Annotated in this window: 11 protein-coding genes; 2 read left to right on the forward strand and 9 right to left on the reverse strand. The window is 38.7% G+C overall.

The annotated features are described in order from the left end of the window. Nucleotides 1–1,000 precede the first annotated feature (1,000 nt). Both R7R24_RS11360 and R7R24_RS11365 read left to right on the forward strand, forming a co-directional pair. Nucleotides 1,001–2,317: an MBL fold metallo-hydrolase gene (locus tag R7R24_RS11360; protein ID WP_005379496.1), complete on the forward strand. Its 1,317-nt coding sequence runs from the start codon at nucleotides 1,001–1,003 to the stop codon at nucleotides 2,315–2,317. A 239-nt stretch (nucleotides 2,318–2,556) separates the two neighbouring features. Further along, nucleotides 2,557–3,564 (forward strand): sugar transferase, encoded by a 1,008-nt coding sequence (locus R7R24_RS11365; RefSeq protein ID WP_005379494.1) that lies wholly within the window; start codon nucleotides 2,557–2,559, stop codon nucleotides 3,562–3,564. A 114-nt stretch (nucleotides 3,565–3,678) separates the two neighbouring features. On the opposite strand, the gene R7R24_RS11370 is transcribed toward R7R24_RS11365, so the two are convergent. The 9 genes from R7R24_RS11370 to R7R24_RS11410 all read right to left on the reverse strand — a co-directional run bounded on the left by R7R24_RS11370 (nucleotide 3,679) and on the right by R7R24_RS11410 (nucleotide 14,030). Continuing rightward, nucleotides 3,679–4,488 (reverse strand): glycosyltransferase, encoded by an 810-nt coding sequence (locus R7R24_RS11370; RefSeq protein ID WP_005379492.1) that lies wholly within the window; start codon nucleotides 4,486–4,488, stop codon nucleotides 3,679–3,681. Further along, nucleotides 4,485–5,747: a hypothetical protein gene (locus R7R24_RS11375; RefSeq protein ID WP_021034099.1), complete on the reverse strand. Its 1,263-nt coding sequence runs from the start codon at nucleotides 5,745–5,747 to the stop codon at nucleotides 4,485–4,487. The genes R7R24_RS11370 and R7R24_RS11375 overlap by 4 nt, the downstream gene beginning before the upstream one ends. Beyond that, a complete protein-coding gene (locus R7R24_RS11380) occupies nucleotides 5,744–6,832 on the reverse strand; it encodes a glycosyltransferase (RefSeq protein WP_005379488.1) in 1,089 nt (362 codons plus the stop codon). Before R7R24_RS11380 ends, R7R24_RS11375 begins: the two co-directional genes overlap by 4 nt. An 8-nt stretch (nucleotides 6,833–6,840) precedes the next feature. Then, complete coding sequence (locus R7R24_RS11385) at nucleotides 6,841–7,923, reverse strand: EpsG family protein (RefSeq protein WP_005379486.1); 1,083 nt, start codon at nucleotides 7,921–7,923, stop codon at nucleotides 6,841–6,843. Between the two features lie 33 nt (nucleotides 7,924–7,956). Next, on the reverse strand, nucleotides 7,957–9,069 hold the full coding sequence (locus tag R7R24_RS11390) for a glycosyltransferase (protein ID WP_005379484.1): 1,113 nt from the start codon (nucleotides 9,067–9,069) through the stop codon (nucleotides 7,957–7,959). Continuing rightward, nucleotides 9,066–10,511, reverse strand: a complete 1,446-nt coding sequence (locus tag R7R24_RS11395) for an asparagine synthase-related protein (RefSeq protein ID WP_005379482.1) — start codon at nucleotides 10,509–10,511, stop codon at nucleotides 9,066–9,068. The genes R7R24_RS11390 and R7R24_RS11395 overlap by 4 nt, the downstream gene beginning before the upstream one ends. A gap of 111 nt (nucleotides 10,512–10,622) precedes the next feature. Then, nucleotides 10,623–11,639 carry an ATP-grasp domain-containing protein gene (locus tag R7R24_RS11400; protein WP_005379479.1) on the reverse strand — a complete coding sequence of 339 codons (1,017 nt, stop codon included), beginning with the start codon at nucleotides 11,637–11,639 and terminating at the stop codon, nucleotides 10,623–10,625. 54 nt (nucleotides 11,640–11,693) lie between these two features. Then, nucleotides 11,694–12,971 carry a lipopolysaccharide biosynthesis protein gene (locus R7R24_RS11405; protein ID WP_005379478.1) on the reverse strand — a complete coding sequence of 426 codons (1,278 nt, stop codon included), beginning with the start codon at nucleotides 12,969–12,971 and terminating at the stop codon, nucleotides 11,694–11,696. Nucleotides 12,972–13,052: 81 nt separating this feature from the next. After that, nucleotides 13,053–14,030 carry a Wzz/FepE/Etk N-terminal domain-containing protein gene (locus tag R7R24_RS11410; protein ID WP_005379476.1) on the reverse strand — a complete coding sequence of 326 codons (978 nt, stop codon included), beginning with the start codon at nucleotides 14,028–14,030 and terminating at the stop codon, nucleotides 13,053–13,055. Nucleotides 14,031–14,177 lie beyond the last annotated feature (147 nt).

The raw sequence follows: 14,177 nt of genomic DNA on the forward strand, positions 1-14,177 counted from the left end.
CAGGTGATTTTTTGGCGTGACAAAACCACATTAGCCAACGTGGGTTGTAACGCATTGCAAACGCTAATTTCTAATATTGAATATGTAAGTAACTGAGCTCCACCGACACTAGCTCGTGACGGTCATCGGTTCTCAGCCTTTTATAGGCAGGCCAAATACAAAGCCGAATACACTAACTAACGGTTTGGGCCGGTAGTTATGTACTTCTATAAACCTAGTATTTGGTTTTGATAGGTATGAGAAATGGAGATTTAAGTTGTAACCTATGCCTAACCAACATTTGCTCGCCACTTTGTTAGCTTTGAGCGTCCCTCTGACAAAAGGGAATTACATAAATTTGTAATAGTTCTCGTTTTTTATAAATCAATCTTGCCAGAAATGCACTTAGGTGCTTATTATTATTAAAAATTATCTTGCTTGGTTTCTTTTCTATTAGGAAAGAGGCCAACCGATGATTTGGGCACGCTACCGCCCCTAGGTCTGGCTCCTAGAAGCAAGTTTTAGCACGTAGTGGTTAATGGTTGCGTTTCCAAACAGGAGACGAATTGTATAGTAAACACGTTGCAACTAAAAGTAGAACGTGTAAAAAGCTTGCAAAAAAATGTCTTTTTTCTGACACTTAACTCGCCATAAACGTGGCGCTTTTTATTGGCTTACTAATTATTAAACTCCTTCCGGCATAGCTGATGTTTGTATAGCTAGCGCGTTAACCTCAGAAGCCTAGGTGAAAATAGTTGCAATAATATGAATTGCATCACAACAGGTTGCAATGCTACACAGTCAAATTTATGACGAATATCTAAGTCTCTCTAAACTTTCGGTTTTGCTGTTTTCTTACTCTCATTATACTTGCCTACAATACGCTCACTTATTCACCACTTTCTGCTTACCTTGTTCATTGCGCGATTGACTGAGCCGTTTTTTACGTCGCGAGGTGTCGCTATACATAAAAGTAAATACTCGTAAGCGTGGGTTAAAAAGGAAAAGGCGTCGTTTCGTTATGAAAGTACTGCACCACGGTGGGAAAAATACGGTTACCGGCTCTTGTCACGAGCTCGTATTGCAAAATGGAAGTGTGCTGATCGACTGCGGTTTGCTACAAGGTCAAGATAATGCTCAGCAGCAGAGTTTGAATATCGACTTTTCTATCTCTGATCTCAAAGCGGTTGTTCTAACCCATTCTCATATCGATCATGTTGGCCGGCTACCTTGGCTATTGGCTGCAGGTTATAAGGGGCCTATCTACTGTACGGAAGCCACCGCTGAGCTCGTACCGCTTATGTTAGAAGATGGATTAAAGCTCCAGTTAGGCATGAGGCGTCATCAAAGAGAAAACGTACTCGATTTTATTCGAACGCTTATTCGCCCTTGCTCTTACTCCCAATGGATAGAGATAGAAGAACATACCTCTCTTCGCTTTCAACCAGCAGGACACATTTTAGGGTCTGCATATGTTGAGTTTCATTTATTAAACAATGAAGTTGTTGTGTTCTCAGGGGATTTGGGACCTCGTAACACGCCTCTCCTACCTGATCCGGTATCGCCTGAAAAAGCTGACTATTTGTTTATCGAGTCAACATACGGCAATAAAGTTCACGAAGATGTTGAGTCTCGCAGTAGGCGATTGCTTTCTATTATTGAGCATGCACTTCAGGATGGTGGCGTAATTGTTATACCTGCTTTTAGCGTCGGGAGAACTCAAGAGTTACTGTTTGATATAGAACAGCTTATTCATGAGCACGCCTTGCAAGATTCTCTGCCTATTATTCTCGATTCTCCTTTGGCTAAAAAGGTAACTACTACCTATAGGCAATTTAAAAAGCTTTGGGGAGCTGAAGCGAAAGAGCGGCTCGAGCATCACCGACACCCTCTTGCGTTTGATCAATGTATTACCGTCGAAAGCCACACTGACCATTTAAAGCTCGTCAATCGACTCGCGAGCACGACAGAAGCTGCTATCGTAGTTGCGGCCTCTGGTATGTGTGAAGGTGGACGTGTCGTCAATTATTTAGAAGCATTGCTGCCAGATAAAAGAAATGATGTGCTATTTGCAGGCTATCAAGCAGAAGGGACGTTAGGTCGGCGAATTCAGGATGGAGAAGAGAACATACTGATTGAAGGAAGGCGCGTTAGAGTGGAGGCTCAAGTACATACCATGTCAGGTTACTCTGCACATGCGGATAGGGACGATTTAATACAGTTTGTTTCTGGCATTCCTACTCCTCCGAAAGAAGTTCACCTTATTCATGGTGAACAAGAGTCGAAAAGATCGCTTTATCAACAACTGATAACCCTCGGATATAACTGCGTTATATAGTGAAATGAACAATCATTTAATCTCGAGGCAATATAATATATCGCAAACATAGTTTTTCGAGTTCGTTGATATAATTACGTTAAGATTCAAAAACAAGTCATGAACAAGGACTCAGGTTCAAGAAAATTAACAAAGTTATGAGCATGTTCTGGATTCAGGGATATAATTTCTATACGAAATAAATTATAATCGCCGACTTGTAAGCAATTGGCTAGTCGATAACAACTTATTCCATTCCTATGACAGACAGTATGAGCGACACGCTTCAAGAACGAGAAGCTTCTGAATTAACTAAGCATAATTCTATCAGCATAACATCAGCATTGGACGAGTTATCCGCAAGTGAATCAAATGCTTGCCTTTATATCTACTGTCCAAAAGAAGACGAAGCAAAAATTGCTCAAGTACTTAAGAGGCATCCTGAGATTAACGCTCAGGTTAATAACTATTCTCTTAGAGACTTCAAGAGCAAAACGCTTTGCCACTTCAAAAGCTCGCATCTAGCTCCTGAACAGCAAGCTTTTCTTGTCGCGGCGACAGAGCTAGGTGCTTGGGTTGAGCCATTAGTGAGCTATTTTGACCGTTCACTCGGATATACTGAAACTGAGCTTTTGCACAGCGGCTACTTCTTACACCAAAAAGCTTTTTCTATCCTTTCTAATCGTAAGAACAGCTGGCAAAAACGCTTCATCGATCTGTTGTTTGTTTTCATGCTGTCATGGGTTGCTATTCCAGTAGGGCTTATTACGGCACTACTCATTAAGCTTGAATCGCCAGGTCCGGTATTCTTTAAACAGCGTCGTACCGGCCAGTATAATGAAGAGTTTGAAGTGATTAAGTTTCGCTCGATGCGAAACGATGCAGAAAAGAACGGAGCCCAATGGGCAACCCAAAATGACGCGCGCGTAACGAAAGTCGGCTGTTTTATTCGTAAAACTCGCATTGATGAGCTCCCTCAGTTAATCAATGTACTAAAGGGAGAGATGTCGATGGTTGGCCCTCGCCCAGAACGTGAAGTGTTCATCTCTGAGTTGGAAAAAGCCATTCCTTACTATCGCTTTCGTCACGCCGTTAAACCTGGGGTCACTGGCCTAGCTCAAGTAAAATACCCTTACGGCGCATCGGTAGAAGATGCTATTTGGAAGCATAAATACGATGTCTATTATATCAAACATCAAAACTGGATGATGGAAGTGAAGATTCTTTTCCTTACAGTCAAAACAGTGTTATTTGGGATGGGTCGCTAAAACACTGCGAATTTTATCGAACGTATCACAGGTATAAAAAAGAGCAGCGCCTCGCGGTCGCTGCTCTTTTTGTATTTACTTTAGTTAGTTATATCTTAAAAAGTATGCTAACAATTATCTTGCAAATCTATAGATAATCTTTTTAGTAAACCTTGGAGAAAGCCTCAGCACCGCTTTTAATGAAGTGTTTACTATCAAGTTTTTCGTTGATAAGAAACCTATTCTTTTTTGATAGCGCATTAACCTACACTCTTGCTTGAAGTAAAAATACCCTCTGCGAGTAAGCATCTCTTTGCCCGAGCGCATTTTCAACAATGTGTCAGGTAAATTAGTTAGCTGATATCCTTTACTCAATAAAAGACTCCACAAAGCATAATCCTGAGCTTTCCGTAAGTCTGGATACCCACCTACGGATTCTATAATCGACTTTCGGAAAATAGAAACTGGATGGCTAAGAGGGCTACGACGAATAGCGAACTTGCGTAACTCTGCTGAACTAACTGGTAACTTGCGTTCAGAAATACGAAAGCTAAAACTCTCATCCCACTCCTCAAGCGTTGCGCTAGAGGCAGCAATACTCGGATTTCGAAGCATAAATTCAACTTGCTTTTCGAAACGTTGCGGCAATGCGATATCATCGGTGTCCATTCTCGCAACTAATTCGTTTCGACAAGCTTTCAAGCCCGCATTTAATGCACCCCCTAACCCAATGTTCTGTGGCAACTCAACAAGTGTTAGAACATCACCAAGCTTGACCTTCCACGATACAATTTCATCTTCTAACTCAGAACATAGAGGCCCATCTTTCACTAAAACTATCTGATCTGGCTTTAAGGTCTGCCGCTCCCAAATACTTTCCATTGCTTCTTTTAAGTATGAGGGACTCTCTTGGGTATAGACAGAGAGCAAAACACTAAATTTCATTTAGGTAGATCCATTCTGTAAAGTTGACGCTTACCGCTAAATACCGAATCAAAGAAAACGGCCGTCCCGCATGATGATAATCGAGGATGGAGGTCGCACCTTGTTTCTCCTGAAAACTCAAATCCATGGAAAAACTCACCAATTGGTTTAACTTCACCAGTGACAAGGTTACAGAGAAGAAGATGCTGCATTCTAGCTTTGTCTGGATATGTGTCAGTCACAAACCAATCTCCGACTACATGAGGATGCCCATCCCCATAACCTGAAAGTTTCTCATGCTGGAATGGAGTAAAGTTGCCAGAAGCCACATCAATAAGCCAATAACCATCAACTCCATTAGGACCCCGCATAAAACCAAGCACCGTTGACTCGTTAACCCAAAAACAGTGGCTTACCATACCAAAGTCACTCAACAAGGTGACATTTCCTGTTGTAATATCAAACTTGAGCAAGCGATCGAAACGACGCTTACCTAGTAAATATCGATGCATAAATATAAAGTGTTCACCTGATGGTGAGATCATCACGTGATTAAATTTATGCACCGCACTCTGAAAGTCTGGAGTGGGATTTATTTTACAAGCATCATCTAGAGAAAATAATAGTTTCGTATTACCAGTTTTAATATCTACAAACCATAATCCATCTTGGGTATTATCACGCAATTCTTTGTCTTTTAGTAGTGAGGTATTTCGGTAACCATAGTCCGGCCTTAAAGTCATCAGACGTTTATAGTTTAGCGAAATAAAATACTCGTCTTTGAAAGAATCCTGCACCGCATGGCTAAACTCTTTAATTTGCTTTCTTTCACTTACTGAATAGATTTTCGCAATGTAAATGTTTCTTTCGCTATCGTAGTCGTTGAAAATGAAAAGATCTTCATTTAGCCAATGCGCTCTGCAACCTTGCTGCCAGTTGTAGGCATTGACAGACAAGCTTAATAACATTTCTTGATTATTATCAAATACAGCAACTTCTACACTTTTTTCTATTGAAGGTAAAAGACTAGTTGAGCGACTAGATAATTGGGTAATTACCATTCCTAGGCTATTTTCCGGGGACTTATCGTAGTAGCCAAAAAAGCTTTCCCTTGATTGGTTGGAATAAGCGATAGGGCTCACTTCAGATTTGAACTTGTAAGACTTTTTAGCTCGAACATACATTAATCTAGAGTAACAGAACTTTGCAAACTCTTTGATCGCAGGAAAGCGCCTCAGTACTCTGGCAATATTACGTTCCAACCCGCTATAACTACTCACTGTGCCTCCAAAATTTTACGATATAGTTCTTGATACTTTTCAGACATTTGCTTCGCAGAAAACACTTCTGTTGCGAGTCGTCTCGCCTCTTTTTTTGAGTTTTCATCAAAGTCGATCGGTGCTTGAGACAACTTTTGTTTAAGATGAAGCGTACCGGAATCTAAAGAAAATAATTGACACGCTTGTTTAGATTCTTGTGCTATCTCTTGGTGGGAGTCAATGTCTGATAATATTACAGGCAAACCTGCGGATAGAGCTTCTAAGACTGTATTTGGTAAGCCTTCAGATAATGAAGTAGATACAAAATAATCCGAAGCAGCAAGATATTCATTTACATTGGATACATTGCCCAAAAGACCCACGTTGGGCCCAGCTTTGACCTGAAGGTCATTTTTAAGAGGGCCATCGCCAAGAATAATCAAACTACCTGCACTTTTATTGGGTAGCCTATTAAACGCATCTATCAATAACTCCATGTTTTTTCTTGGAATTAAACTTCCCACAGAAATGTAAACCGGTTTCTCGTATTCTTGCAAAACCGAAGGAGCCTGTGAGCTTTCTACAAAGTCTTTTACACCATTCTGAATCGCATCACTCTCGATGCCAACACTCTTTAGCTGTGCTTGGATCGTTTTAGAGCATGACACTAAGTTGTGACACTTTTTCATAGCAGAAAAGTGCTGCTTAACCATCAACGCTCCTTTAATTCGACCAAACTTACTAATATAGTCCTCAGGTGGAAAGTTTCTCGATGTCATAACCCATGGAATGCTACCTGCAATTGAAGAGGCAAGACTGTCAGCTCGGATGCCCTGAGTATGGATTAAGTCTGGTTGGATCTCTTTGATTAAACTCTTCAGTGTTGAGCTAGCTAGAAACATGCCTTTAATTCTAGATAGATTCAAAGAATACAGATTGACCCCTGCACTTTCGTAGTCTTTCCAGCGGCTATTATGTTGAGGCTCCGGAGACAATGTGATCAAGTGTGGTTCAAAAATGTTTCTATCAAGGTTGTTTATGATATTAAGCAATTGATTTGTTGGGCCAGAGTGTTTCAATGTACTGACAACAAAGAGGATTCTCATGTTTGTACCTAATTAAATATTATTGTTTGATATGGTTCTGCGTTTTGAACTGTAGTGACAAACATTAGTGCAGAAAATGCTATTAAAGATAAATATATAAGCGGCCTAGACCTTCTATGAAAAATCAACACAATAGAAGGCAATATTATGATGGAAGCTGGTGTACAGAAAAGATCTTTTATACGAGCAAACATAATCCCATAATCGATAAAAAACAGCATCATCGAAAATCCATAAACATACATGGGTATTAGAATAGAATTATATTTGTTTACCTTAACCAATCTCTTGTAAAACAAGAGGATTAATACAGAAATTAATAAATGAACTAAAACGGTACCGCCAAATATAGAATATGACTCAGCAAACTTTGAATCCATGTATCTGACGAGTCTAAATTCATTACCCAGCCCCATAAACTCAGCAATATAGAGAACAATTGTCATCCCGAACCCACCAGCAGCAGCCATAACAAAGGATGCTGCGAGCACTGAAGACAGCATCCACGGACGCGCGAGCTTTTTCATAAAAATCAATAAAAAAGATAACACTGCAGCAATATGTACCAGTAAAGATGATGTCGCGGCGAGAGTAAAAATCAACTTCCTGCTATGGTATAAATAGTAGACGGCCATTAAAGTAATCGCAGAAGACAAACCATTCCTTATTTGCCCTAAGTCTGCCCGCATCCAGATAGCTATGTATAAAAGTACTGATAAGTAAAAGAAGTTCGACATTTTTTTAAATGCATAGAGCTTTATCCCTATAGATATAGAAGCAATAAAAAAAACAAATAGTTCGAAACTACCACCAAATGACTTAATAAATAGTGTTAAGAATGCATAAAGGCTTTCCGTCGGTTTTTCTCCAGAAGATGGGATATAGTTTGGAAATCCCATCTCTGAAACATTGTCGACATAATAGTAAATTTCTTCGTAGTTAAAGTAATCAACTGAGGCATATCTAATGCCAACAAAAAGCACAAGTAATATATAAAGTGCTGGCGATAAATTGATTACACTCTGACTTCTATTAACAGAAATAATAGAAAAAAACATAATCAGAAAGAATGGAAAGAAGTATATTGCCACTATAATTCAACCTTTAGTAAAAAGATAAGAGCATTAAGACTTAGCTTCAATTAAAGACTGATAACTTTGCAAAATTTTCTCTATAGTATATCGTTCAGATGTACTTTGTGTTTTTTTTCTAATAATACTGCCATCACAGACTAGTGATATTTTTTCTGCTAACTCATTTACGTCCTGATAGCCGACTAAATATCCATTTATGCCATCTTCAATGATTTCGCTTGGACCACTTGGGCAATCAAATGAAACAACTGGAGTCCCAAGTGTTATCGATTCAACAAGCACGTTTGGGAAGCCTTCAAATAATGAAGTTAATAACGTTGCCTTTGCATTGGCATAATAAGGAATCATATCACCCTGAAACCCCTCAAAGTCTACTCTTTTAAGTACATTAAACTTAGCGGCGCACTTCTTCAGTTCACTCTCCAAGCCTCCTTGCCCAACAATCTTCAAGCGGAGCTCTGGATACCTTGGTGCCACTTTCGAGAAGGCTTCAATCGCATAATGGAAAGCTTTTTGCTCTTCCAGTCTTCCCACACATAGCAAATAGTCTTCAATACTGGCTTCATTTACGATAGTGCCAAGTGACACTTGCTTCTGATAGTTCGCAACAATTTGGCAAACAGGATTGTTGATCACTTCAACTCTGGATGCTTCGACACCTAAGTAATCAATCAAGTCTACTTTCATTGCAGAAGATTGAGCGATAAAATAATCAGACAGTGCATAAAACTTCTTAATCAAATGTTTAACAATAAAACCGTGCCATAGGCCTTTTTTCTTTGATTCAGCTATAGATAAGAAAATGATATTTCTTGAAATCAATGTAAATTTCAGTCTCATGATACTTCGTATCAGACCCAACATTACTGATATTTGGCGGTTAAAAGATAAAACTATTTTAGGCTTTGCTTGCTTAAGATAGCGAGAAATAGCAACGGCTGAATAACGGGTATGCTTAACGTCTAAATTAATTAAGTTCACTTCGGAAGCTAGCTCTTTTTCTCTGACAGCACCGTTTAGACTCAATACGACTAAGTCTACAGAGTACCCCTGATTAACAAGACCGTTCGCTAAAGTTACACAAACTTTCTCTGCACCACCGCCACGTAAGCCACCAATAATAAATGTTATTGATTTTCTCATCGTTTGCTGACCTTCAGTGCTGTATGATATAGCTTGGTGTAAGCAAAAGCCTTTAGTCGATTGAAGTCATCAAGTGCACTATATTTGTTTACTTGTGACTTAAGGTTATTGTTTCTAACGAAAACTGAAAATGATGCTAACCATGCCATTTTTTCATCAAGACGATCTGCCTTAGCATAAGTTGTTTTAGGCCAGTGCTTTGCCCACATATCTAAAGACTTCTCATTAAATATACCTAACTCTTGCAATACACCACTATTAATCTCATTCAAAACGGTGCTCCTTAGGTCGTGTCTCAACCATTTCCCATAACAATTGTTACGACTAGTGAGCGTATCTTCTACGATACTGTTAGCTTTGTTGTAACGACGCCCTGTCCTAGCCCAAGGAATATCCAATAAGTTTCCAGGCAACAACTCAAGTAAGTGTTCATAGTTATCGTCTGTACGACAACTAGGATCTAACGACCACATAAACCCAAATACATCCGGTGAAGTAAACATCTGGTACAAAGGAATTCTGTCATCAATAACTTCCATGCAAGCGTTCAACTGGCGGCGCATATAATGCTGTTGCATTTCTATCTCTCGATAAGACATCTCACTTCGCCCAGGGAATCGAGACCGCTCACGTTCTAAGTCTGCTCGAACACCATGAATAGCCGCCTTTTCAACAGAAGCTCGAAGAAAAGCAAAATGATTCATATGTCGGTCAAGTATATGAGGCAGCTCAGAAGTTTTTCTGCCAGAATATTCGCCTCTACCAATACTGTCACCATAACTACCAGCCAAAATTCCATCGATACCAATAGTTTTTGAAACATCTGCCATTGCATGCAAATGCACGGGAGAATATTCTGCGCCTCGTTCAGCTGTGAGAAAAATATTGTTGTAAAGCACCTCTTCAGTCAAAGGCTTATAGCTGAATTCCCAGCCAAAGCTTTGTGCAATTCGCTGCGCATATACTACATCACGAGAGTCCTTTAAACCCCATGTTAAAGCGGTAACATCGCCAGTATATTTACCTGTAACCTGTAGCTCCCTCACGATAGCAGCAACAATTCGGCTGTCCATACCACCAGATAGTAGAATACCTATATTCCTTTTTCCGTTAAGGAATTCAAGGGCTTCAATTTCTAGTAACTGTTTTAACTTTTTTGCTACTTCTGGAGAACTTTTTTTATCTTTAAGATGAGGAGGCAAATCTAAATAACTCCAAGACTCACTATCTTTTGACGCACGCTTTGCCATCCAAGGTGTTCGTTCAATTCCTTGAACCATAGTTCGGTTCGAGAATATGTAGTTTTTCATCAAAAACTCCATAACCGAAATAGGATCTACTAAACGCCCTTGAAGATCAAACTTAGAAATATGCTTTTTATAGTTGATACAATTCTCACCCTCTGAGTAGAAAGTTCGAGTTCCCAGACCTAGCTTACTCATGCTACTAAAACCTTAATAAACTGCTATAGGCGAAGTTTTTTAATTTGTTCCGCCCTGAAAATAATTACCACTCTAAATATTTATACTAATTTGAGAGAAGAATATAAACGCTTAAAGCTTCTTGCTTATGAAGTCTTCGATCATGAAGAATTCAGGAGAAAATGCTCCCTCAATCCACTCTAGTTCATTGTTCCAATACCCGGGGCAGTCAAGATATCCTTTTCGCGCAAAAGAGTAACTCAACTCAACAATGAGAGGTTTGTCATCCAACGTAACAAAGTCAAAAGCAAGACACTGGGAGTTCAACTTCTTTGTTACATCAAAAGCAATTTTCAAACATTCTTTGGGTATTTGATGCGGGTCGTAAATAATATTACCACTACCAGAAGCTCGAAAGTCTCCTTCCCTTACCATTCGCTTGATCGCAAACGCTCGTTTACCTATAACAATGATTCTAATATCATGATCGTTGTTAGGAATAAACTCTTGAAAATATGCGTAATTTCTTTCTACTGGAAAGTTTTTTTCAGCCTCTTTCGGAATAACTAACCTAGCAAAGCCCTTACTAATATTTAAAAAGCTGCTTAGAGTTTTATCGCGTTTAAAGTGCCAATAGCGCTCCTTTAAAAAGTTGATCCTATTTTTTACTTTATACCCTTTTCCAAAGGCTTTTCTTATGAATTTTTGAGCTTCACTTTCGGACCTTACAATATGCACATTTTCAGCTCCAGCTCCTCCTCTAAGTTTAAATACCGTAGGGAAGGTTGTTGTTGAAGCCCAATTTAAAGCCACATCTTTATCATAAAAGACGTGGCTAGGAACTAATGGAGCTTTTATAGCTTCTAATAAATACTTCTGACCTACTTTATCGTCAAAGTGCCAAGCTGTTGCAGGATCTGGGAATACTCGCTTACCAGCTGCCGCCAATGAGTAGCTTAATTGACGCGCAAACAATACGGCCCTGTGATCATTGTGTCCCCAATGCCACATAACACCATAGCAACCTTCTAGTTGTTCAATAATATCGTCGGAGTAGCAATCCACTATTTTATAGTTAATATCATTCAGCTGACAATAATCAATCCATTTGTCACTGAAGCTACCCGAACGAGAGTGAATAGCTAACATTTTTTCTCCAATTAATATTTCGTTCTTGTGCTTTTAATAAATACTGAGACTAACTTACTTTCTCATAGAAAAGACAACAAAAAAAGATGTGAACAGGTAAAATAAAGTAAGATAAGCGCTTAACATAATCAAAAAAGTAGATTCTTGAACATGAAAATAAATCGAACCTACAAACATAATTATTAGACCTAACACTCTGACAATGCTTAAAATAAGAAAATGAATTTGAGAACCAACAACATTTATTGCTTCAATCAAAGGTAAGGAAGTAAATTGTAACAACATAAAAGGAGCTAACACTACCGCCATTTGTCCAGCTTTTAACCACTCATTACCAAAAATGACAACAAACGCATACTCAGCCACAAACATCGTCACTATCGTCAAAGGGAATCCAATTAAAAATAATTTCTTTTGTACAGAGAATGTAATTCTGCGGATTTTTTCAATATTATTCTTTCCTATTGACGATATTTCAGCATAATAAGCCTTAGATACAGCCCTAACTATAAGGGTTATAGGTAGATTTAGTGCAACCATAGCTAGACTAAGTTGTCCTGTACTTTCTTTACTAAATAATGCTGCCATCATTAAGGTTGGAGCTTGTAATGACAAAGACATCAGAATTTGAGATGGCAATCGAAATACTGGAAAGCCACGATAATAACTAGATATAAAAGTAGAACGACTCTTAGTAACCTGACTTTTTAGCTTTATAAAATCTGGCAATGATTGTTTAATAAAACTTCCCACACCACCGCTTTGAGCAATAAACTGACCGATCAGTAGACCTGCAGGCTTAAAACTGAACAAACCCATTAAAATTTTTGTAAGATTGCCAAAAAAAGATTGAGTTACTTGTGTTTTGGCTATTATTTTATATTGCTTTTTCCTAGTAGCCCAAAGACTAAATAGTTCATATAAGGCAGTTCCTGCTGCACCAAGTACAATTACAGGCCACCATGGAGCAAGCGCTCTCATATCAAACCAGTTCAGGATAGTTTCACTGAAGAAAAATAGTATTACTGCAATAAAAAGAGAACTCATCAATATCAGAGCTAGACATACCGAAAAAAGATTTATTGCCATCTTATCAGTTTTGGGTAAAGGAATTGCTTGCACATACCGAAAGGTAAAAATAGGCGCTAATATAGCTATCAGTGACGTGTAAAGAGCTAAAACACCGTAATCTTCTGGAGAATAGATTCGGGTTAAAACTGGAATACTAACTAAACCTATAATTCTGGCAAACACAGCACCTTTTGCCAGAGTAAGCATTCCTTTGAATACACTTGCAACTTCGGAGTTCTTATTGCTCTTAAAAATATTCAATTATCTTATCTTAATAAAATATAATTCGTTATTATATAGTTAATAATAAAAGATCTGTTAAGCCTATTTAAATTTATAGCTCTAACTTATCTCATCTTCTTTAAAAGAATAATTTACAAGTATAATTATCATACCTAATATCCCCCCTAAAAGAGTTCCTATTACGCAAATTAATGCACGATTTGGCGAACTCTTAAGCTCAGGAACAACAGCAGGATCTACTGTTTTAAATATAAACTCATCTTGAACTTCAGCTAACATTAAGCTTTTTGTTTGTTCCTCAATTAGACTATAAAAAGTGCTTTGCATCTCAGCAACTGAAGTTTTTTGTAATTGAGTATTTAAGTAGGTAAGGTTTTGAGATACCTCTGAAATAGTTCTCTCTCTCATAACCTTATTAATATCTTCAATCAACCAGTTTACCCACTGCTTTGTTAAATAAGGAGAAAAGTGTTGTACAGATACTGTGTACAAACCAGTTTCATCATCTTTATTTACGCTTAAGACATTTTTACTAAATACCTCATAAGCCTCTTGTGGTGTTGGTTTAGGTCCTCTTAAACCATCTGGTTCTCGCACCCACATGCCAGTCTTAGAGTTATATATTTCGTCATCTAAAACAAGCTGATTCTTGCTTAGGTCCCAGTCTTTTGCCGCCATTAAAGGAACCAATAGATCGTACTTCTCAATGAACGCTTCAGCAAATTGACGAGATTTCATAACTTGGACAGCAAGGTCTGTCTGAGACGCACCTCCTCCACCAAGATTTACTCCTGCAAGAGCAGCCAACCCACCCAATTGGCCTGCCATTTTCGAGAGCCCACCACCGCCAGCACTTTCCGCTGGAGATAACAGCGCATCCGCTTTATAAACATTTGGTAGGCTCAATGCATAGATCACAGAGCCAACAGCAAAAGTAAAAGTTGTTGCAATTACAACCCATTTGCCTCGCCACAAGGACTTGAATAATTCGCGCAAATCAATAGGCGCGTCGTATAACTCATTGGAATGTGGATATCTAACCAATTGTTGAGCCTGCTTTTCTTGTTGTGGTTCCATTTAATCAAATTTCCTTCGCTATAGCGAAATCTTCGCTAATAGAATGACTTTGATGAGGCTGAGATCCAGCCAATAAATCAATAGCTATAGCCATTAGGTATACTCAGATATCTGAGCCTGAACCTATTGCTATCAATGAATAATTCC

The sequence above is a fragment of the Vibrio sp. 704 genome, from assembly GCF_033339295.1.

What these genes read in the sequence shown, in the direction of transcription:
- R7R24_RS11410 (WP_005379476.1), bottom strand. Translation starts at nt 14,030, where the DNA reads ATGGAACCACAACAAGAAAAGCAGGCTCAACAATTGGTTAGATATCCA.
- R7R24_RS11370 (WP_005379492.1), bottom strand. Translation starts at nt 4,488, where the DNA reads ATGAAATTTAGTGTTTTGCTCTCTGTCTATACCCAAGAGAGTCCCTCA.
- R7R24_RS11365 (WP_005379494.1), top strand. Translation starts at nt 2,557, where the DNA reads ATGACAGACAGTATGAGCGACACGCTTCAAGAACGAGAAGCTTCTGAA.
- R7R24_RS11400 (WP_005379479.1), bottom strand. Translation starts at nt 11,639, where the DNA reads ATGTTAGCTATTCACTCTCGTTCGGGTAGCTTCAGTGACAAATGGATT.
- R7R24_RS11360 (WP_005379496.1), top strand. Translation starts at nt 1,001, where the DNA reads ATGAAAGTACTGCACCACGGTGGGAAAAATACGGTTACCGGCTCTTGT.
- R7R24_RS11395 (WP_005379482.1), bottom strand. Translation starts at nt 10,511, where the DNA reads ATGAGTAAGCTAGGTCTGGGAACTCGAACTTTCTACTCAGAGGGTGAG.
- R7R24_RS11390 (WP_005379484.1), bottom strand. Translation starts at nt 9,069, where the DNA reads ATGAGAAAATCAATAACATTTATTATTGGTGGCTTACGTGGCGGTGGT.
- R7R24_RS11380 (WP_005379488.1), bottom strand. Translation starts at nt 6,832, where the DNA reads ATGAGAATCCTCTTTGTTGTCAGTACATTGAAACACTCTGGCCCAACA.